This is a genomic window from Devosia sp. MC1541 (assembly GCF_012847305.1).
Classification (GTDB): Bacteria; Pseudomonadota; Alphaproteobacteria; order Rhizobiales; family Devosiaceae; genus Devosia.
Window position 1 is genome coordinate 447,853 of record NZ_JABBDZ010000001.1, and the last position, 20,018, is coordinate 467,870.

At 57.6% G+C, this 20,018-nt stretch carries 21 protein-coding genes and 1 tRNA gene; 10 read left to right on the forward strand and 12 right to left on the reverse strand.

All coding sequences use genetic code 11. The annotated features are described in order from the left end of the window. Window positions 1–4 precede the first annotated feature (4 nt). The 6 genes from HKD40_RS02045 (at window position 5) to HKD40_RS02070 (ending at window position 5,241) form a co-directional block, all read left to right on the forward strand. A complete protein-coding gene (locus tag HKD40_RS02045) occupies window positions 5–523 on the forward strand; it encodes a sigma-70 family RNA polymerase sigma factor (protein ID WP_169194045.1) in 519 nt (172 codons plus the stop codon). Then, a complete protein-coding gene (locus tag HKD40_RS02050; protein ID WP_169194046.1) occupies window positions 516–1,268 on the forward strand; it encodes an anti-sigma factor in 753 nt (250 codons plus the stop codon). Before HKD40_RS02045 ends, HKD40_RS02050 begins: the two co-directional genes overlap by 8 nt. A gap of 14 nt (window positions 1,269–1,282) precedes the next feature. Next, on the forward strand, window positions 1,283–2,008 hold the full coding sequence (locus HKD40_RS02055; protein WP_248305855.1) for a Bax inhibitor-1/YccA family protein: 726 nt from the start codon (window positions 1,283–1,285) through the stop codon (window positions 2,006–2,008). A 60-nt stretch (window positions 2,009–2,068) separates the two neighbouring features. Further along, window positions 2,069–2,704 carry an exopolysaccharide biosynthesis protein gene (locus HKD40_RS02060; RefSeq protein WP_169194047.1) on the forward strand — a complete coding sequence of 212 codons (636 nt, stop codon included), beginning with the start codon at window positions 2,069–2,071 and terminating at the stop codon, window positions 2,702–2,704. A 159-nt stretch (window positions 2,705–2,863) separates the two neighbouring features. Beyond that, window positions 2,864–4,225 carry a hemolysin family protein gene (locus HKD40_RS02065; protein WP_169194048.1) on the forward strand — a complete coding sequence of 454 codons (1,362 nt, stop codon included), beginning with the start codon at window positions 2,864–2,866 and terminating at the stop codon, window positions 4,223–4,225. Between the two features lie 5 nt (window positions 4,226–4,230). Further along, window positions 4,231–5,241: a CNNM domain-containing protein gene (locus HKD40_RS02070; protein ID WP_169194049.1), complete on the forward strand. Its 1,011-nt coding sequence runs from the start codon at window positions 4,231–4,233 to the stop codon at window positions 5,239–5,241. Between the two features lie 64 nt (window positions 5,242–5,305). On the opposite strand, the gene HKD40_RS02075 is transcribed toward HKD40_RS02070, so the two are convergent. The 9 genes from HKD40_RS02075 to HKD40_RS02115 are packed head-to-tail and all read right to left on the reverse strand — an operon-like array spanning window position 5,306 to window position 14,133. After that, window positions 5,306–5,812: a hypothetical protein gene (locus HKD40_RS02075; protein WP_169194050.1), complete on the reverse strand. Its 507-nt coding sequence runs from the start codon at window positions 5,810–5,812 to the stop codon at window positions 5,306–5,308. Further along, window positions 5,812–6,429: a hypothetical protein gene (locus HKD40_RS02080; protein ID WP_169194051.1), complete on the reverse strand. Its 618-nt coding sequence runs from the start codon at window positions 6,427–6,429 to the stop codon at window positions 5,812–5,814. The genes HKD40_RS02075 and HKD40_RS02080 overlap by 1 nt, the downstream gene beginning before the upstream one ends. Beyond that, a complete protein-coding gene (locus HKD40_RS02085; protein WP_169194052.1) occupies window positions 6,429–7,046 on the reverse strand; it encodes a hypothetical protein in 618 nt (205 codons plus the stop codon). The genes HKD40_RS02080 and HKD40_RS02085 overlap by 1 nt, the downstream gene beginning before the upstream one ends. Before the next feature lie 34 nt (window positions 7,047–7,080). After that, on the reverse strand, window positions 7,081–7,605 hold the full coding sequence (locus HKD40_RS02090) for a flavin reductase family protein (protein ID WP_169194053.1): 525 nt from the start codon (window positions 7,603–7,605) through the stop codon (window positions 7,081–7,083). After that, window positions 7,602–8,255 carry a hypothetical protein gene (locus HKD40_RS02095; protein ID WP_169194054.1) on the reverse strand — a complete coding sequence of 218 codons (654 nt, stop codon included), beginning with the start codon at window positions 8,253–8,255 and terminating at the stop codon, window positions 7,602–7,604. The genes HKD40_RS02090 and HKD40_RS02095 overlap by 4 nt, the downstream gene beginning before the upstream one ends. Beyond that, window positions 8,252–8,872, reverse strand: a complete 621-nt coding sequence (locus tag HKD40_RS02100) for a hypothetical protein (protein ID WP_169194055.1) — start codon at window positions 8,870–8,872, stop codon at window positions 8,252–8,254. The genes HKD40_RS02095 and HKD40_RS02100 overlap by 4 nt, the downstream gene beginning before the upstream one ends. Window positions 8,873–8,889: 17 nt before the next feature. Further along, a complete protein-coding gene (gene nikE / locus HKD40_RS02105; RefSeq protein WP_169194056.1) occupies window positions 8,890–11,391 on the reverse strand; it encodes a nickel ABC transporter ATP-binding protein NikE in 2,502 nt (833 codons plus the stop codon). Window positions 11,392–11,395: 4 nt separating this feature from the next. Then, on the reverse strand, window positions 11,396–12,367 hold the full coding sequence (locus HKD40_RS02110; protein ID WP_169194057.1) for an ABC transporter permease: 972 nt from the start codon (window positions 12,365–12,367) through the stop codon (window positions 11,396–11,398). 53 nt (window positions 12,368–12,420) lie between these two features. After that, window positions 12,421–14,133, reverse strand: coding sequence for an ABC transporter substrate-binding protein (locus tag HKD40_RS02115; protein WP_169194058.1), 1,713 nt, complete (start codon window positions 14,131–14,133; stop codon window positions 12,421–12,423). Between the two features lie 220 nt (window positions 14,134–14,353). Between HKD40_RS02115 and HKD40_RS02120 the strand changes: the two genes are divergently transcribed. Further along, window positions 14,354–15,007, forward strand: coding sequence for a hypothetical protein (locus tag HKD40_RS02120; protein WP_169194059.1), 654 nt, complete (start codon window positions 14,354–14,356; stop codon window positions 15,005–15,007). Window positions 15,008–15,049: 42 nt separating this feature from the next. Here HKD40_RS02120 and glnA read toward each other — a convergent pair whose 3' ends face one another. The 3 genes from glnA to HKD40_RS02135 form a co-directional block, all read right to left on the reverse strand. Further along, on the reverse strand, window positions 15,050–16,459 hold the full coding sequence (glnA, locus tag HKD40_RS02125) for a type I glutamate--ammonia ligase (protein ID WP_169194060.1): 1,410 nt from the start codon (window positions 16,457–16,459) through the stop codon (window positions 15,050–15,052). A 70-nt stretch (window positions 16,460–16,529) separates the two neighbouring features. Further along, window positions 16,530–16,868, reverse strand: coding sequence for a P-II family nitrogen regulator (locus tag HKD40_RS02130; protein WP_169194061.1), 339 nt, complete (start codon window positions 16,866–16,868; stop codon window positions 16,530–16,532). A gap of 473 nt (window positions 16,869–17,341) precedes the next feature. Beyond that, window positions 17,342–17,426: transfer RNA gene (locus HKD40_RS02135), tRNA-Leu, on the reverse strand. A gap of 488 nt (window positions 17,427–17,914) precedes the next feature. On the opposite strand from HKD40_RS02135, the gene tig reads away from it, so the two are divergent. The 3 genes from tig (at window position 17,915) to HKD40_RS02150 (ending at window position 19,997) form a co-directional block, all read left to right on the forward strand. Continuing rightward, window positions 17,915–19,294 carry a trigger factor gene (gene tig / locus HKD40_RS02140; protein ID WP_169194062.1) on the forward strand — a complete coding sequence of 460 codons (1,380 nt, stop codon included), beginning with the start codon at window positions 17,915–17,917 and terminating at the stop codon, window positions 19,292–19,294. A 134-nt stretch (window positions 19,295–19,428) separates the two neighbouring features. Beyond that, entirely contained in the window at window positions 19,429–19,650 is a 222-nt protein-coding gene (locus tag HKD40_RS02145; RefSeq protein ID WP_169194063.1) for a hypothetical protein, read from the forward strand. Between the two features lie 47 nt (window positions 19,651–19,697). Continuing rightward, window positions 19,698–19,997, forward strand: a complete 300-nt coding sequence (locus tag HKD40_RS02150; RefSeq protein ID WP_169194064.1) for a PRC-barrel domain-containing protein — start codon at window positions 19,698–19,700, stop codon at window positions 19,995–19,997. Window positions 19,998–20,018: the final 21 nt, after the last annotated feature.

Here is a 20,018-nt window from a genome sequence, read left to right on the forward strand (position 1 = left end):
TTGGATGACCAACCGCCTCGCCAAAGTGATTGACCACCTGCCAGACCTGCGACGGTACGCGCTGACGCTAGCGCGCGAGCCGCAGAATGCCGAGGATTTGGTGCAGGAAACGCTGGTCCGCGCCTATGAAAAGCGCCGGTCCTTCAAAATTGGTGGCTCTCTCAAAACCTGGCTCATGTCGATCATGCACAATTGCTTCGTCGATGGGTATCGGCGCAGCGTTGTTCGCACGAGTGCCGACAAGGCGCGGGTTGGCAGCGTAAGCTACCCACCCAATCAGGACGATGCCGTACAATTGAGCGAAGTCCGGCGCGGCTTTCTTTTGCTCTCCGATGAGCAACGCGAGGCGCTGCATCTGATTGCCATTGAAGGGCTGACCTATCCCGAGGCGGCGCAGGTTCTCAATGTGCCCGAAGGCACTTTGCTGTCGCGCGTTTCCCGTGCCCGCAAGGCGCTGCGCTCTGGCGAGCTTCTCAATCCCCCCAGACATCTCAAGATCGTAGGGAGTACCGACAATGACTGAGCACGTCACTGACGAGGATCTAACTCTCTATATCGATGGTCAAATTGATCCGCTGCGGCGTGTGGTGGTTGAACAGCACCTGGCGCGCAATCCCGAGCTGGCGGCGCAGGTGATCGACGAGCTGAGGGTGAACCACGAGCTCTATTTGAGCAGCGTTGGTGCGCCAGAGGCGATCCGCGTTTCTTCGCAGGATCTCGCCCGGCGTCTACAAAACTCAATTGGTCGACGGGTCTTTTTCAATCGCCTGCGTCCCGTCGCAGCGGCCTGCGGTCTGTTGATGGTGGGCGCGTCTATCGGCGCACTGACCACTTCGGCACTCTCGCGCCCCTCCCCGATGCCCGATTATCTTGAGGCAGCGTTGCGCGCCCACGAAGTTAGTCAGGTGCGCGCGGTCATGACATCGCAGCCAGAGGTTCCCGAATACGATCCGGCGGAACTGCTCGCGGCGACTGCCATCGTCATGCCGACCCTGCCCGAGAGCTGGACCGTCGAAGACGTACAGGTTTATCCGTCCCGGTTTGGCCCAAGTGTCGAGATGTCCCTCAGTGCATCAGATTTGGGACGGGTTTCCATATTCGCAGCGCGCCCCGGCGACTTCGCTGCGCACAACCCCACCGCTATCAGCGAGGGCAATGCTGTTCTCGCGCACTGGCAAATCGGGGAAATCGCCTATGCGCTCGTCGGCGCCAGCGATGAAACCGAAATACTGAACGCAGCGCACATGCTCGCTGACACATTATACTAATGGAGACGAGACAGATGTCATCCCAGCCCAACATGCGATGGGGTAATTCGGCCACCGCTTCGCAGAACACCGCCGTCTACGACGAAGGCCTGCGCCAGCATATGCTGCGCGTCTACAACTACATGGGCCTTGGCCTGGTCATCACCGGCCTCGTAGCCTTCTTCGTCGGCTCGACACCAGCCCTCTACGTGCCGATCTTCTCCTCGCCATTGAAGTGGGTTGTCATGTTCGCGCCGCTGGCGTTCGTGATGTTCTTCTCGTTCAAGATCAACAGCCTCTCCGCTGCTGCAGCGCAAGGCATGTTCTGGGCATTCTGTGCGGTGATGGGCCTGTCGATGGCCTCCATCTTCCTGAACTTTACCGGGTCGAGCATCGCCCGTACGTTCTTCATCTCCGCTGCAATGTTCGGCGTGATGAGCCTTTACGGTTATACGACCAAAGCGAACCTCGCCAAGTTTGGCTCGTTCCTGATCATGGGCCTGATCGGCGTCGTTATTGCCTCGATCGTCAATATCTTCCTCGGCTCCAGCGTTCTGCAGTTCGCGGTCTCGATCATCGGCATTCTGGTGTTCCTCGGCCTGACCGCTTGGGACACACAGTCGATCAAGGATCAGTACGCAGAGCACAATGGTGCTGAAGGCAACCAGAAGCTCGCCGTTATGGGCGCACTGTCGCTCTATCTGAGCTTCATCAATATCTTCCAGCTGCTGCTCAGCCTGACAGGCCAACAAGACGAGTAAAGCTGAGGGGCGCTGCCGACCGATGGTCGGTGGCGCGCCTTTGCCGAGAGGGGGAATTTTATGTCGACAAAAGAGACCGCGATAAGCGGCGACGATGAAACGTTTAGTCTTTCAGCCAAGCTGGGCCAGATTGCCGGGCGCGTTGACCGGGATCGCATTTATATTCGCGACCTGCTGCTAGAGCTCGATCAGCGCGCTATCGCCGCCATGCTGTTTGTGTTCGCCGTGCCCAATACCATCCCGGTGCCGCCAGGCGTGTCAGGCGTGCTTGGAGCACCGCTCCTATTTCTGGCGGCTCAGCTGATGTTGGGACGCGCTCCATGGCTACCAGCCATCATCGCTGATCGCTCTTTTGCGCGCGCAGACTTTGCCCGCATTCTGGCCAAGGTTGGGCCATGGCTGGAGAAAGCCGAGCGGCTTATGCGCCCGCGCTTTTCCATACTGACAAAGCCACCGGCAGAATATCTGGTCGGCGCGCTCACACTCATTCTCGCTATCGTACTGTTTCTGCCCATTCCGCTGGGCAATATGCTGCCAGCTATCGCCATTTGCATCCTCGCGCTGGGTCTTATTCAGCAAGACGGGATCTGGGTTCTGGCCGGAACAGTGACCGGCATTGTCTCCCTCGTGATTGTCTCCGGCGTTATCGCAGCCTTCGCTTTTGCTGCATGGCTGGCGATATCGGCAATCTTTTGAAACGACCGCAGCCAGTGCCATCAACCCAATCAGGCGATCTGAAATGAACAGATCGACATCATCGGTCGTTCTTATGAATGACAGCACCCAATATCCAACTGACGAAGCCTTACAGGAGAAATATGTGCCGCTTCTTTTAGCGCGCACCAGGTGTCACAAATGATCGAACCAATATTGAATCTGCTGCTCGGCATAGCGATCATCATTATGATTATCGCTGTTGGCGGTTATTTCGTCGCTCAAGAATTTGCCTATATGGCCGTCGACCGCACTAAGCTCGCGGCGCAAGCGGCACAGGGCGACAAAGCCGCTGCGCGTGCCTTGCTTGTCACCAAGCAAACGAGCTTCATGCTCTCCGGCGCGCAGCTGGGCATCACTGTAACCGGCCTTATGGTTGGCTATGTGGCTGAGCCACTCGTTGGCGGTGCCCTCGGCACCATGCTTGGCGGGGTGGGTATCCCCACAGAAGTCGGTATTGCCACCGGCACCATTCTAGCGCTGCTCTTCGCGACCGTCGTCCAAATGATTTTTGGCGAACTCTATCCAAAGAACCTCGCCATCTCGAATGCCGAACCGCTGGCAAAAATGCTGGCGACGTCGACGCTGTTCTATCTCAAGGCTATGGGCTGGATCATCAGCTTCTTCGACATGTCAGCGAACGTGTTGCTCAAGCTGCTGCGGATCGAGCCTGTGCACGACATCGACGTCAGCGCTTCGCGCGAGGATCTGCCGCGCATTATCGCTGACTCGCGCAACAGCGGCGACCTGCCGGCCGAACTGGCCTGGATGATGGACCGTATTGTCGACTTCCCAGAACGTGACGTCGAGCACGCTATGGTGCCACGCTCGCAGGTGGATTGGATCGGCCCTGAAGCGACCATCGCAGAAGTGCGTGAGATGATGGCCCGCGCGCATACGCGCTATCCAGTGGTCGACGACGAAGAAGCCCCGATTGGGGTGGTGCATCTGTCGGACCTGCTCCCACAACTCGAAACCGCCGACCCGAACGCATCGGTGACCACCATCATGCGTCCTGCGCTGGTTGTACCAACCTTGATGGACCTGCCGGACGCCTTCGATAAGCTGGTCGGCACCAATAACCAACTGGCCTGTGTCATCGACGAATATGGTGGCTTTGCTGGCGTTTTGACCCTCGAAGATATCGCCATGGAGATCGTCGGCGAAATCACCGATGAGCACGACAGCGATGAAGAAGATGCCGTGACCTTTGATGGCGACGGTATCTGGATCATGGAAGGCGATGTGCACCTCGACGAAGTCGAACGCACGATTGGTCGCCCGATTGAGAAGGGCGACGTCGAAACCATTGCCGGTCTGCTTATTGCGGAAACCGGCGAACTGCCGGCTGTTGATGAAGTTGTGGTTGTGCAGCTCCCTGCCGATCAAGCTGAAGTCGCAGAGGGTATTCTGATTAGCCGTAGCCTGTCTGTGACTGTTCTCGAAGTGGAGCGCCATGTGCCCACCAGAGTGCGCGTTCAGCTCATCGAGCAGGCGGAGTGATTGCCATGAAAGACCCTACATTCGTCATTCTAGCGACTATCGCTCTCATCGTTCTCAGCGCCTTCTTCGTGATCATCGAATTTGCACTGATTGGCGCCCGTCGTCGTCAGCTCGAAGAAATGGCCCCGCAGAGTGCTTCGGCACGCGCGGCGCTGCGTGGCATGAACGACCTGACCCTCATGCTTGCGGGCGCGCAGCTCGGGATTACCCTGTGCACATTCGCATTGGGTGCAATCACCAAGCCAGCCGTAGACGCGGCGCTCGGCCCTATTCTGCTCAATGCCGGTGCTCCATTCTGGCTGGCCGATAGCGCGGCATTCCTGCTGTCGCTGTTCTTCGTCACCTTCCTGCATCTGGTTGTTGGCGAAATGGCACCAAAGTCCTGGGCGATCGCGCATCCTGAAAAGGCGGCCGTTGCCATTGGTCTGGCCGCTGAAAGCTACATCTGGCCGCTGCGCCCTGTGCTCGGCGTGATCAACCGCATTGCCAACTCTCTCGTCCGTGCCTCGGGTGTTGAGCCTGTCGAAAGCACTGCTATCGGTGGGCAGGACGCGGCAACCATCCGTCAGCTCGTTGAACATTCGGCGAAAGTGGGCGTGTTGGAAACGGAAGTGCAACAACAGCTCTCGAGCCTTATCGATCTGGGCAGTGCTTCGGTGAGCCATTTGATCGCTCCGGGTGGCAAACCCGTTTCGGTTGGCCCTAAGGCCAGTGTTGCCGAGGTGCGCAAGCTTGCCGAAACTTCGGGCCACATGCGGATTTTGCTGCTCGACGAGGGCGCATCCGGGCCCAAGGTTGTGCACGTTCGCGACACGCTTCTTGAGGGTGGGTCGGCGCCAGCCGCCAAGTTCGCGCGTGACGTTCTGGCTTTGCCAGAACACACGTCCGTCTACGAAGCGCAGGCCCGTATGCGTAAGGACGGCGAGCAACTCGCTATCGTCACCGCAGCTGACCGTATTCTGGGTGTCGTCACCATGGCCGACATTCTCAAACGCGTGCTGCCACACACCGCCTAAGCAAAACAGGTGCAGTTCGTTTGAGCGAACTGCACCTGATGATCACCGTGTTGGTCGGCTAGGCTCAGAAGGTCTCGTAAACTTCGGTGGCGGGGAGGGATAAAATCCGCTCCGCCATTTCGCTTTTTAGATATTCAAGACGCGCATTTTCGTCGTCCGTGCGATTGGCCTTTTTGCCCAAGGCGATGAACTCGTCCCGGACAATGCCTTCGCGGATACGAACGCTGACCGTGGTGCCGCGATAGCTCACCAGCCAAACGTAGCGGGCCATGGTGTCGCCGCGCTCGGTCTGCGCCAGATCGGGCTCAATCGAGAGGCGGTTTTCGGTCAGGCAACGCGTGACCATTTCCAAAGCATCGCGACCGCCCGGACCTCCGAACGAGGTGCGGAAGGAGATTTCGCGGCGCTCAGGGATTGCACCATTAGCCATGAGTGGGAGCGAGCGCTCCAGAACCTTGAACCCGTGGGCGACGCCGCCCGGAAAACCATGACCGTGATAGGCCATGAGGTCGGCATAGGTGTAGGTCAGTGGCTTGCCGTTTTCCAAAACGGTGAGAGTGGCGGCGGTCATCAGAGGCAATCCCGATCGAGTTCAGCGCGCATCCAGGGCAAGAAGCCGTCGAGGAAGCGCGTGGTGGCAGGCATGAAGTGGCTGCCGTGGTGGTAGAAGGGATCGAGCGAGGTGATGATCATCCGGCCCTTGGTGGTCACTTCGTCGATATAGAGAATGGGCTTGCCGCTTTCGTTGACGGCGAGCACTTCGGCGCCTTCGGGAACATCGAACCAGCCGTGCAAATGCCAGGTGATGTCCTTCTGGGTGAGATATTGGAAGAGGCTATGCTCAGGCTTGGCGATGCGCACGCCAAGGTCTGCGCCGGGGGTGAGCCACCACCAGAAATTGGTCGGCTGTGGGGTGACCTTGATATTGGGCAGGAAGAGTTCGCTGTCGCTCTCGCCAGTGGCGATGATGGTGCCGCCCTTATCGAGATAATCGAGCAATTGCTGCTTGAGCGGCTCCATGCGGTCGGCTGGTGTACGGCACGGGATCAGCACGACATTGAAGGCGTTGAGATCGACGTTCGGCAGGTCTTCGGGGCGCACGAGCTGATCGAAATACTGCGCGTAGCGTGGCGCTTCAAAACTTTCCAGGTGGTAGTAAGTGCCGGGATTGATGGCGAGAATGGCCATTAGAGTTCTCCCATGGTCCAAGCGATAATACGGGGGGCGACAAGGGCGTGGTTCGGGTTCGGTCCGCCCATGCCACCAATGTCATTGCCAGCGTGGCTGAAGATGCGGCCACCGGTCGGGAGGCTCCATTCCCAATCGATTGGCAAGTTGTCTGGACCAATGCCATTGACCACGAGAGCGCCTTCGGGAAGTGGGTTATGGCCACGACCGTAAAAACCTGCGACGCCCTTGTTTTCTTCAAAGGACGGCTGATCGACGCCTTCAAAAATTGGGTGTTCGTTGATGCGGGTCAGCACCAGATCGGCGCGTTTGGCCTTGATGATGGGCTGGTAGATTTTGAGCCCGCCAACCAGTTCGCGCAGGATGTGGCCATTGAAGAACCAATTGCCGCCACGCGCGAGGAAAGCCTCAAGATGCGGGCGCAGAGCAAGGAAGTTCAACTGGTCGATGTGGCTGGTGGTGATCAAGCCTTTGGCCTGAGCGAAATGCTCAGGGGTGAGGTCTTTCTCGCGCACGATAATGGCGTCGCCACGCTGCATCGCCAAATCAAATAGGCCCGGCGGTGTGCCGTAGTGCGAATGGATCAGCAGCAGTTTGCCGCTTGTCGGTTCAGTCATCGTTCTGTGTACCCTTCAACGTACAGGTTTTCGCCTAAGCGAGGTAGCGATAGAGGCGCTGCGAATGGATGAGCGGGGTGCCACTCTGGGTGGTGTAAACCGCCTCGACAGCGCCAATGATGATGTGGTGCGTGCCCACGAAACTGGTCTGGAAGACCGAGCACTCAAAGCTGGCAAGGGCTGGGTTGAGGACTGGCAAGCCAGTCTCCCCCAGCATCCAGCGCGGATCGTCAAACCAACCCTCGGCAACGCCGCCGCAGCGACCGGCGAAGAGGTCGGCAATCCCCTGCTCGCTCGCCCTAAGAAGATTGACGCTAAACCGCCCATTGGTGAGCAGTTTTGGCGTGACCCGGCTCTTTTCGTTGAGACAGATCAGAAGCGTCGGTTTCTCACCATCGGCGGCAACCGATGTCATGGACGAAACGCAGGTGCCATCGCGGCCGGCGGAACCGTCCGTGGCCACGATGCAAACCGAATTGGCGAATTGCGACATGGCGTTCAAGAACGCCTGCCGCGGAGGAACAGCCGCCGGAGCGGCCTCCAAATCTGCAGTACTCATTCGGCCAGAGCAGCCTTTCGCTCGGCTTCCGTGTCGATCAGCCAAGGCAACATACCAGCCAACATGCGGGTGGTTGCGGGCATGAAGAACGCGCCGTGATGGAAGAAAGGATCGAGCGTCGTGGCGATCAAGCGACCGGGCGCATAGGACACCTCGTCCTCGAACATCTGGCACTCACCATCGGTTGTCTCGACCAGAGATTTCTGGTTTTCATGCAGCGGCTCGAAAGCGCCGTGGAGATGGAAGGTGACGTCTTCTTTTTTGAGGTAATCGCAGACCACGTGATCGGGATCACTCATGCGCAAGCCAAGATCGGCACCGGGGGTCAGCCACCACCAGAAGTTGGTCGGCATTTCGCGCAGGCCGATATTGGGCAGCCATGTATTGGGGAAGGTCTCACCCATGGCGACAAGGGTGCCACCATTGCGCATGAACGCCTGGAACTGACGGCTCAGCGGCGCCAGATAATAGGCATTGGTGCGGCAGGGAATGATGACGATATCGAACTGGGTGAGATCGGCTTTGGCGACATCGCGCAGATAGATGATGTGATCGAAATAGGAGGCAAATGGCTCCCGGGTGATCGCGTCATGATGATAGTGCTGGCCGCCGTCGATGACGGCAACTATCGGCTTCAAAACTGTGTTCATGCTGCCACCTGCGAGGTTTGCGCCAACCAATCGAAAATGGCTTGAATGACAGGAATGCCCTGCTCTGGACCTTCGAGCATCAGCACCGCCCATAGCTCAACGCCCGAATGAACGAAGATGCGGCCGCCTTCAGGGCGCTCGTAGAGCCAATCGACGGCAACATGATCAGGTCCGACAGAGTGAATGACGGTCGCGCCTGCGGGAGCAGGATTGGTGCCTCGGCCATAAAAGCCAGCAACGCCTTTGCGCAGCGTGAGCTGTTCAGCGGTGACGGAGGCAAACATCGGGTGCTCGGTCTCGCGATGAATGACCAGCTCGGCTTTGCCGCGCTTTTCCATCGGCTCATAGCGTTGCAATTCCGGCAGGAATGGGCGCGCCACATGACCATTGATGACCAGCGTGCCGCCGCCATTGAGGTAGGCCTGCAGCTTCGCCGTGATCTCCACAAGGTGAACCTGATCGGCGCTCATGGAGATGATGACTGCATCGTAGACCGACCAATCGAGCCGGTCTGTGTCGTACTGCTGGTAGATATCAAGAGTGTGGTCTGCGACACGCAAAAGCGCAGGCGGGGGGCCACCGTAACTATTCTGCAAATAGAGAAAACGTCCGCTCATCTTTGTCTTTCTGTGCGTCAGGCCGCTGCGATCAGCTTGCGCGTGTAGTCATGTTGTGGGGTTTGGACGACAGCGTCCGCATCCCCGTGCTCAACGATCCGGCCTTCGCTCAACACTATGAGCCGGTCGCAGAAGTGGCGTGCCAAGGCGATGTCGTGGGTGATGAAGAGGAAGGCCGTGCCGTATTCGCGGCGTAGGTCTTCCATCAACTGCACGATTTCCATGCGCACGGATTGATCAAGCATTGAGGTTGGCTCGTCGGCGATGATCACCTTGGGGTCACAAACCAATGCTCGGGCGAAGGCGACACGCTGGCGTTGTCCGCCAGAGAGCTGAACCGGGCGACGGGACATGAAATGCCCATCGGACGGTAGACGTACTGCCGCTAATGCTGCCGCAACCTTGCGCGCGATAACGCCATCGTCGCGTTCGCCGTGGATGCGTAGCGGTTCGGCAATGATGTCGCGAATGGACATGCGATTGCGGATGGACTGGTACGGGTCCTGGAACACCATATGGACGGCGCGCGCCATGGTTTTACGGGCGGTACGACCCGCACCAAGCGGAGCACCGTTATAGGCAATCGTGCCGCTATCGGGCTTGATCATGCCCATGACCAAACGGGCCAGGGTCGATTTACCCGCCCCACTGCCCCCAACCAGCCCAAGCTTTTCGCCGGGACGCAGGGTGAAGGACACATCGTTTAGCGCTTTGTGCGGTGCGCCGAGATTGAGGCCCAAAACCGAATTTGGGTAATAGGTTTTCGTCACGCCGGTAAAGGCAATGACGGGATCGCCATTCGGCACGCCCTGCGGCCAAAGTTTTGGGTCGTCGATCTCTGGGAGGTTGTCAAAAAGCGCCCGCGTATGAGCATGAAGAGCCGCCGTGCGCAGGCTTTCTGGCGCGCCGAGATCGACCAATTCGCCCTGATACATAACCGCCAAACGATCGGCATGGCGCGCGATCAAGGGGAGATTATGAGTGACGAAAAGAATAGATAAATTAAGGCTTTGTCGGAGATTTAGCAGAAGTTGCATGATCTCTTCCTGCACCAGCACATCAAGGCCAGTGGTCGGCTCATCGGCGATCACCACCTCGGGCGTGTTGCACAGGGCAATAGCGATGACGGCACGCTGACGCATACCGCCAGAGAGTTCATGGGCGTAGCTGTTGGCGTGCTTGGTTTGGAGGCCAACCTTGCCCAGCCACTCGTTCACCTTGGCGGATTTTTGGTCGCTGGGCAGCTTATCGCCACGCTCAAGAGCTTCCTCGATCTGCGCACCAATGGTGAGCACGGGATTGAGTGCGTTCATGGCACTCTGAGGGATAAGGGCGATCTTGCGCCCCCGCAGCGCACGAAGCTCTTCGGCGTCTTTTGCCAGCAGATCATCGTCACCAAGCCAGACCGCGCCGTGCGTGACACGGGCCGGATGGCGCAGGAGACGCAGGATGGCGAGCGAGAGTGTGGTTTTGCCGGAACCGGACTCACCAACAAGGCCCAAAAGCTCGCCCTTTTGGAGGGTCAGATCACAGGCTTTTACGGCGGTGTTGGTGCCAAATTCAGTATCGTAAACAATGGTCAGGCCCTGAGCGGACAAGGCCGCGCCAGGCTGCGGCGCAGCATGAGCTGGCGCTAGCGGCAGTGCCTGCTTCTTGACCTTGATGCGTGGCGCGAGCGAGGCGTCATAGCCAAAGCCGATGAAGGCCAGAGCCAAAACGGTGAGCGAGACGGCTATGCCGGGCGGCAAGATCCAATAGATCCAAGTGCCGGTGAGGAAAGCGGCGCGCGCATTGGCGTGGAAGAGGATCGACCCCCAAGAGTTTTGCAGGGGATCGCCCAGACCCAAAAAGCTCAGCGAGGTTTCGACCATTATCGCCGCAAGGGCGATGCGCACAAACTGCGGCACAATGAGAGGCGCAATCTCTGGCAGGATATGTTTGAGACCGACGAACCAGCCCCCTGCCCCCATAGCAATGGATGCCTCAACATAACCGGCTGATCGAATGGACAAAATTTGCGCGCGCAACTCGCGCACAGGGCTCGCCCACATGACGAGCGCGATCACAATAATCTGCGTCTGGATGGAGGCCCCGAAATAGACGCCCAGAACGATGACCAGCGGCATGAATGGCATGGCTTGTACCACGTCGATGAACCGCATGACGAGGCGATCAACCCAGCCGCCATGATAGCCAACGAGAATGGCAACGGCGGTGGCAATCACGGTTGAGACCGTAGCGACCGAAAGGCCGACGATGAGAGAAACTCGCGCACCATAAAGCAGCTGGGACCAGATATCGTAGCCCGCATCATCACAGCCCAGAATATGGGCCGCGCTTGGCGTTTCGAACGGTGCGCAGCTTAGGGCGCGCGGCAGATAGCCAGCAAAAAGCGGCGCCATGACCGCGAGCAGGACAATGATGCCCAGCATGGTGATGCCCAGCCATTGCACCTTGCCGGTTGCCGTCGAGAACGGCGCGATGACACGTCTGGTATTGGAATAGTGTGCTGTCGACATGGACTTAACCCGCCCGCCGCGTGCGCGGGTCAATCAGGGGATAGAGAAGGTCGGTGACAAAGTTCGCGGCGATGATCGAAATCGTGGTGATGACGAACAGGCCCTGCAAAAGCGGATAGTCGCGCGAGTTGACGCCTTGAACGATGAGACCGCCGAGACCGGGATAGGAGAACACAGTCTCGATGATGAGCGAGCCGCCGATGAGCGCGCCAAGGCCCATCATGGTGTGGGTGTAGAGCGGCAGCAGCGCATTGCGGAACGCGTGCTTGAAGAAGATCTTGCCCTCGGACACGCCCTTGGCGCGGGCGAACATGATGTAATCCTGATCAAGCGCCATCTGCATGGAGGAACGGGCAATCAGAAGGACCGAGGTGGTTTGGACAATGGCAAGAGCCAGCACCGGCATGATCAAGCGCAGCCCCACCCCTTGGAACCAATTCAGGCTCGGGAAGGACGTGCCCACTTTGTAAGCGCCGTAGGATGGCAGCCAGCCAAGGGTCGTCGAGAAGAGAATGATGAGCATCATCGCCAGCCAGAACGGCGGCAGTGAACCGACGAAGAGCACGCCGCCCATGGTTGCAATGTCGGCAATTTCACCGCGCTTCCAGGCGGACATGACGCCTAGAACCGTGCCGATCACAGTCGAGATGACCAGCGCAAAACCCATCAGCAGCAGCGTCCACGGGAGCTTCTGGATGAGGGCATCCCAGACGGGCATGCCCAGCTTGATCGACATGCCGAAATCGCCGGTGAATATGCCGGTGAGATAGTTCCACAACTGCACGTGGAGGGCATCATGGATGCCAAGTTCCCTCGCGACCTGCGCCACCTGTTCTTCGGTCATGGTCTCAACGACGTCTGCGCCGAGCAGAGCGTTGATGGGATCGCCGGGCGCCAAACGGGGCAAGAAGAAGTTCGCCGCGAGAGCCGCGAGCAAAGTCAGCAGATACTGCAGTGTCGTGCGCAGATAATACATGGACTGAAACGCCAAAAAGCCCGCGCGACCGAAGCCGCGCGGGCGAGCCAGACTTATTCCGCGATCAACTGATCGATGGAGTCGGAGGTGCCGATACGGCCAGCTTCAGGCAAGAAGGAGTATTTGTGGAAGATGCCGTAGCCGAACGAAGAGGCGTAGTTGTCGTAGGCCTTCCAGTTGTAGGCAAACAGACCATCTGGGTACCAGAGCATGAAACGGCTCGGGTATTTCAGTTCATATTCCTGCAGCTTGAAGTGGGCGTCCTGACGCGTTTCGCGGCTGTCCGCTTCCCACCACTCATTGTAGAGCGCCAGACGTTCTGGTTCGCTTTCGAGCAGCGTCTTCATCTGCGGGCTCGAATAGAACTGCATGTACTGGTCCTGATCGGCCAAACCGTGCGGAGTAATTTCGGAGATCGAGAACTCGTAATTGCCATCGGTGGTCAGGCTGTTGAAGGTGGCAGCGTCCACGGCCTCAACATGGGTCTTGATGCCCACGGCATCGAATTGCTCGACCATGACCTCGGCAGCACGCACATAGAGCGGCTGATTGGTCGAAACCACGATGCGCCAATCGAACGGCGTGCCATCGGGCAGATCGCGATAACCATCACCATTGGCGTCGACAAAGCCGAGGGTTTCAAAGCCAGCCTTTGCGGCTTCGGCATCGAATGGCACTTCAAGACCGGGCTTGGTCCAGGTGCTGTCGAGGTGCGGCCAGCCGTGCTTGCCGGACTGCGCGCGACCGAGCATGACGCGCTCGACCATTTCTTCAGGATTGATCGCGAGCGAGAGGGTATTGCGCAGATCACGGTTGTTGAACACCGGATCGTTGAGGTTCATCTGCATCCAGGTGCCCCAAAGGGTTGGCGCCTGTGCGATCTCGATATTGGGATCGTCCTTCCACTGCGCGACCATTTCAGGCGGCAGAGCGCGCGCAGCACCGTCGATTTCGCCGGACTTCAGAGCCGCAAAGATGGTCTGCGGGTCCTTGATCATGACCAGCGTCAGTTCCTTGACCGTCGGCGCGCCGCCCCAGAATTCTTCGTGCGCTTCAAAGCGGTAGAATTCGTCGGCCTTGTATTCGACCAGCTTGTAGGGGCCGGTGCCAATGACCGGATCGGTCATGGTGCGCGGGTCTTCGATGCCTTCCCACTGCTTCTTCTGCATGATCGGCAGCTCGGGCGCGGTCACGAGATCGAAGTTTGGCATGGGGCGCGGCGCCGTAAAGCGGACGCGGGTGGGCGAAACCAGTTCGATGGTTTCAATGCGTGGCACGTCAGAAACGTGGTGGGTCCAGCGGTTTGCCGGGCCGTTGAGGTAAAGATTGTAGGTAAAGACAACGTCTTCGGCGGTCATGTCAGTGCCGTCGTGCCACTTTACGCCCTGACGGATTTCCGCTTCCCAGATGCGCGCGTCTTCCGACACCTGCACAACTTCAGTCGCCAGCCACGAGCGGCCCTTGGACATATAGGGCGATGGCTCAAGCAGTTTATCGAGCGCCAGATACAGCACCCAATCGTTCCAGCTGTTGCCGATCGTATAGGTGGTGATGTTGGCGGCGGTGTTCCAAATGCCGATGGTCAGGCTATCAGCAGTCTTTGGACCCTGATTGTTGACCGTGCTGAGGATGCCCGCAGCCGTGTGAGGGCTGCCATTGCCCGCTTCAGGATTAGCGTGGAGCCTCGCATCGTGAGCAGAGCTAGGCGCGGCAAGGCATAGGGCGAGCGCAACAGCACTCGCACCCCGAAGGAGTGAACGACGCATTTGGAAGATCCGGTTTTGTAAACTGGGCTACAAGCACCCTTAACCGGACTGCTAAACTCATGTTAATGCCAGGTCAAGAGATTCTTGACCATAATTGTCATGTTTATATGGCACGCCCCTATGCTTTCTAAATAGCTAAGGCAGGTCATAAAATTCAGCGATGAGTTTAAACGTCGGCTTGCCAGTTTTGCTGTAGCTTCTGCACACTGGAGGGTTCCACGTGACCGAGCTATCCCCACAAGCGTCTATCGTCGTACACGGCATTACCACTGTTTCAGGCCGCTACTCACTTGGCGCGAGACCTGCTCACGCTGGCCTCAACCTGTTTGCTTGCCGGTTACGTATGATCGCAACGACCAGTCTGGGCGTGGCCGCACCGATTATTCCGCAATTGGGTGAAATGGTTACGGCACGCTTTGCCGCTTTTGGTGCCCTGCAGGGCCCGGTGACACGGCGCCTAGAAGATGGGTTTGAGATGGCTTTGCTCATGAGCAGCGCGCGCACATTGGAGCACAACGAACGTATCAACAATTTCACTGAAACACTGTGGACGGAAACCAACAACCGCCGCAGTAGCGAACGTCTGCTACCAAAAAACCCACGCACCATCATTTGTCGCGGACAGGATGAGTGGCCACAGCCATGCCTCGTCATCGACTATTCCGGTCGCGGGGCAGCGGTATCGGCACCGTTCCAACCGGCAATCGGCGAACTCGTCACCATCGGTCAGCTTGAGGGGGCGGTCGTGCGCCTCTTCGACATCGGCTTTGCTGTGCAGTTCACCGAGCACTATTCCACACGCGACGCGCAATTGGCACTGGAGGCGCCCAAGGATTGGCGTCACGCCATGCGCCGCGCCTTCCCAAGCCTATAAAAGAAAAAGGGGCCCGAAGGCCCCTTCCCCAAACCCTGCCAATTAGGCCGAGTAGTACATTTCGTATTCGACTGGGTGCGGGGTCATTTCGACACGCAGCACTTCAGCCATCTTGAGCTCGATGTAAGCGTCGATGAAATCGTCATCCATCACGCCGCCGACCTTGAGGAACTCACGGTTCTTGTCGAGGCTTTCCAGAGCTTCGCGGAGCGAACCGGCGACGGTTGGGATTTCCTTGAGTTCGTCCTTTGGCAGTTCGTACAGATCCTTGTCCATTGGCTCGCCTGGGTGGATCTTGTTCTTGATACCATCAAGACCAGCCATCAGCAGTGCGGTGTAGGCAAGGTATGGGTTCGCCAGTGGATCTGGGAAGCGAACTTCAACGCGCTTTGCCTTCGGCGACTGGCCGAATGGAATACGGCACGACGCCGAACGGTTACGAGCCGAGTAAGCCAGCAGAACTGGAGCTTCAAAGCCTGGAACCAGACGCTTGTAGGAGTTGGTGGTCGGGTTGGTGAAAGCGTTGATCGCCTTAGCGTGCTTGATGACGCCGCCGATGTAGTAGAGGCAGTCCATCGAAAGACCAGCGTACTGGTCGCCAGCGAAGAGTGGCTTGCCATCCTTCCAGATCGACATGTGGCAGTGCATGCCCGAACCATTGTCGCCAAAGACTGGCTTTGGCAGGAAGGTTGCAGTCTTGCCGTAGGAGTTAGCAACCTGCTGAACCCCATACTTGTAGATCAGCACGTCGTCAGCCGATGCGATCATGGTCTTGTACTTCAGACCAAGTTCGTGCTGAGCCGATGCCACTTCGTGGTGGTGCTTTTCAATGATGACGCCCATTTCGCCGAGGGCTTCGAGCATTTCACCACGCATGTCCTGCGCGTTGTCCAGCGGTGGAACTGGGAAGTAGCCCTTCTTGATGCCGATGTGGTGGCCGTTGTTGCCGCCTTCGAAGTCTGCATCATTGTTGGTTGGCAGTTCTGCCGCATCAACCTGGAAGCCAACCTTATAGGTGGCGGTCGAGTACTTCACGTCGTCGAAGATGAAGAATTCTGGTTCTGGACCGAAAACGACGGTGTCACCAACACCAGACGACTTGACGAGACCTTCAGCCTTCTTCGCGATCGAACGTGGGTCGCGGTTGTATGGCTGGTAGGTTGCTGGCTCGAGAATGTCGCAGTTGATTGCGAGGGTCTTGGCAGCAAAGAACGGGTCGATGTAGGCGGACGCCGGATCTGGCATGAGAACCATGTCGGACTCGTTGATGGCCTTCCAGCCAGCAATCGAGGAACCGTCAAACATCACGCCGTCTTCGAACATGTCGGCGTCGACAACAGACACGTCCATAGTAACGTGCTGAAGCTTACCGCGCAGGTCGGTAAAGCGCACGTCCAGGTACTTGATGTCCTCGTCTTTCATGCGCTGGATGATGTCGGCTGCGGTCGTCATTTGGGTCTTTCCCCTGTCTTGCGGAAACGGTTGTATTCAGTCGGGTGCGATGCGCTCGGTCTAAGGGGACTTAGAGCGCGTCGTCACCAAATTCGCCGGTACGGATGCGGATCGCTTGTTCGATCGAGTAAACAAAGATCTTGCCGTCGCCGATGCGCCCTGTCTGGGCTGCTGCACGGATAGCTTCGATTGCCTTTTCGGCGACGTCGTCGGTGCAAACCACCTCGACCTTCACCTTTGGCAGGAAGTCCACCACATATTCAGCGCCACGATAGAGCTCCGTGTGGCCTTTTTGGCGCCCAAAGCCTTTGGCTTCGGTCACAGTGATGCCCTGCAGACCTACTTCCTGCAGTGCCTCTTTTACTTCGTCGAGTTTGAACGGCTTTACGATAGCCTCGATCTTTTTCAACTCATGCCTCCATGGCCACTTTCGGCAATTACCGCCAATACATATGCATAGGGTGTGCCAACTCACGCAAGCTTCAAGAAAACCATATTTTCCATAGCCTTAGTCAATAAGCGAAAAACAGTGTAGCACGGGCAAAGTGAGGTATATGCACAAAGTTTAGGCGGCACGCACAGATTTGCAGCCCAACCACCACAAGACGCGGTTTTGGTGCCGCAGTTTTAAGCGGCGCTCTTGGGCAATGTCATAAGAGAGTGGAAGTGACGTCTATTCGCCACCGACAATGTGCGCAGATCATCCCGGAGCGCCACAGGCTGTAGAGCCGTAGATAACAAGAGAAATATGCCGTCGGCAGATCACACTAGGGGGGCGATGGCCCGTACTAACGACGCCAAACGCTAGATGCGAAAAAAGCGGCATCACGGCTGCCGCTTTTTCAATCAGATTACATCTGAAACCACTCAACAGGTGAGTGATGGTGCGCCCGGAGGGACTTGAACCCCCACGCCGTGAAGCGCTGGAACCTAAATCCAGTGCGTCTACCAATTCCGCCACGAGCGCGCTGTCGGCTTGCTATGATATTGTCATAACGGGGTCAATGCCCTGCCCTCATTCTCCTCAGCTCAAAGCACAGAATCTTGTGAAACAGCCGACTCTGGCGCATTCAACCATGTGGAAAACTGCGCAGTGAACCCGCTCCCTCACCACTTGATTACCGCGCCAAGATGCAACCACATGAAAAATCGCAGGTTTGCTAGGGTATCCGGCGTTTAGACAGGCATAGCAATGCTTGCACCAAGCCCGAATAGCCTCTATACGCCTCCATCAACCCGGCCTGAGGCCGCGCTTTGTTTTGGCGCGTCCAAATGATGGATTGGTGAAAGTGTCGACCCAACAGATGGGTCTTGTGCTTTCAAGCCCTGTATTTAACGCGGGGTAAGAAAAGCAAACGGCTCATCTGGCGCGAAAATTTCGCGTGGCCTCGCCTCCTGAATCAATGCGTCATGCCGTTGGCCTAACGAGATCAAACAAGACGGGAATAGACCCCCATGCAGGTAACTGAGACCCTCAACGAAGGCCTGAAGCGCAAGCTCAGCGTCACCATTTCGGCCGCTGACCTTAACGCGCGCCTCGACACCAAGCTCGAAGAGCTCAAGGGCCAGGCTAACATCAAGGGCTTCCGTCCCGGCAAGGTGCCGACCGCTCACATGAAGAAGGTCTATGGCCGTTCGGCTATGTCCGAAGTCATGACCGACGCGATCAACGAAACCGTTGCTAGCGCGCTCGACACCCGCAAGGAACGCGCAGCTGCTCAGCCAAAGGTTGATCTGCCGCAGGATCAGGCAGTGATCAACGACGTGCTCGACGGCAAGACCGATCTGGCATTTGAAGTTGAATACGAAGTTCTCCCACCAGTAACACTGATGGACACTGCTGGCGTCAAGATCACCAAGCCAGTGATCGAAGTGACCGACGCAGAAGTCGACGTCGAAGTGAACCGCGTTTTCGCACAGAACCGCGGCTACACCGACAAGGGTGATGGCGCAGTTGTCGAAAACGGCGACCGTCTCGGCCTTTCCTTCGTTGGCAAGATCGATGGCGTTCCATTCGATGGCGGAACCTCCGAGCACGCTCACCTGACCGTTGGTTCGGGCGAATTCATTCCTGGCTTCGAAGAACAGCTCGTCGGCCAGAAGAAGGGTGAAACCAAGACCATCAAGGTTACCTTCCCATCTGACTACCAGAACGCTGATCTGGCCGGTAAGGAAGCAACCTTCGACGTCACCATCCTGCATGCTGACGGCCCGAACGCTGGCGAACTCGACGACGAATTCGCTAAGAAGCTCGGCCTCGAAGACGTTGCAGCACTGCGCAAGATCATCCGCGAACAGATGGAATCGGCTCTCGCTTCCATGGGTCGCCAGCACATGAAGCGCCAGGTTCTGGACGCTCTCGATGACGGCCACAAGTTCGACGTTCCAGCTCAGCTGGTTGAAGCTGAATTCGCGACCATCTGGCAGCGCGTTGAGCACGAAGTGCAGTCGCACGGCCGTTCCTTCGAAGACGAAGGCACCACCGAAGAAGCAGCTCGTGAACAGTACCGCCGTATCGCGGAACGCCGCGTGCGTCTCGGTCTCGTTGTTGCTGAAATCGGCAACACCAAGGAAGTTCAGGTTTCGGACGAAGAGCACCAGCAGGCGCTTATCGCTGAAGTCCGTCGCTTCCCAGGCCAGGAACAGCAGGTTTACGACTACTACCGCAAGAACCCACAGGCTCTCGCAAGCCTGCGTGCTCCAATCTTCGAAAACAAGGTCGTCGACCTGATCATCGATACCGGTGCAATCACCGAGAAGAAGATGACCCGTGAAGAGCTCGCAAAGCTCATCCAGGCTGACGAAGACGAAGTGCCAGAAGAGCACCACCACTAAGATCTGAGCATAGCTCAAACGAAAGCCGCCCGCCGGGGCGGCTTTTTTTTATTCTTTGTTACCGAACACAGCCATTTTGAGTGAACCTTTTGGCGTCTGCCACATTGCCACTACGCACTGTGGAGTCTGAAATCATGAGCTATATTTCATCCGCCTTTGCCCCCCAGCCGCAAGTCGATCGCGATCGACGCATAGCACTTGGTCTCGATGCGAAGAGCTTCGCGCGCCGTGCGGGCATCACAACTGGCGAACTGCATGAATACGAGCTGACCCAAGAGAGCCAAAGCTTCGATTCAGAAGTGGCGGCGCGGATCGGTGAAATGCTGTCCGCCCTTGAGGCCCGCAGTCCGGTTTAGCCCCAGCTGACCATCCCATAATAAGCAACACCAAAAAGGATTTCATTATGGACCATACTCGTCACACACCCCTTTCCGTTACCGAGCTGAACGCTGCCGTTTTAGAAGGCGCGACAATTTACGGCCCGGATGACCACCATGTCGGCAAGGTCGCCCATGTTCACGGACTTGGCGCAATTTCGCAGGTTGTCGTTGATGTCGGTGGCTTTCTCGGCCTCGGCGCAAAGCCGGTCGCTCTGAACGTGTCAGACCTCAATTTCATGCGTGACGAGGACGGCAATGTGCACGGCGTCACGCGCTTTACCAAAGATCAGCTAAAAGCTCTGCCAGAGCATGTTGATCGCTGAACACTGACCTGACCTCCAGTC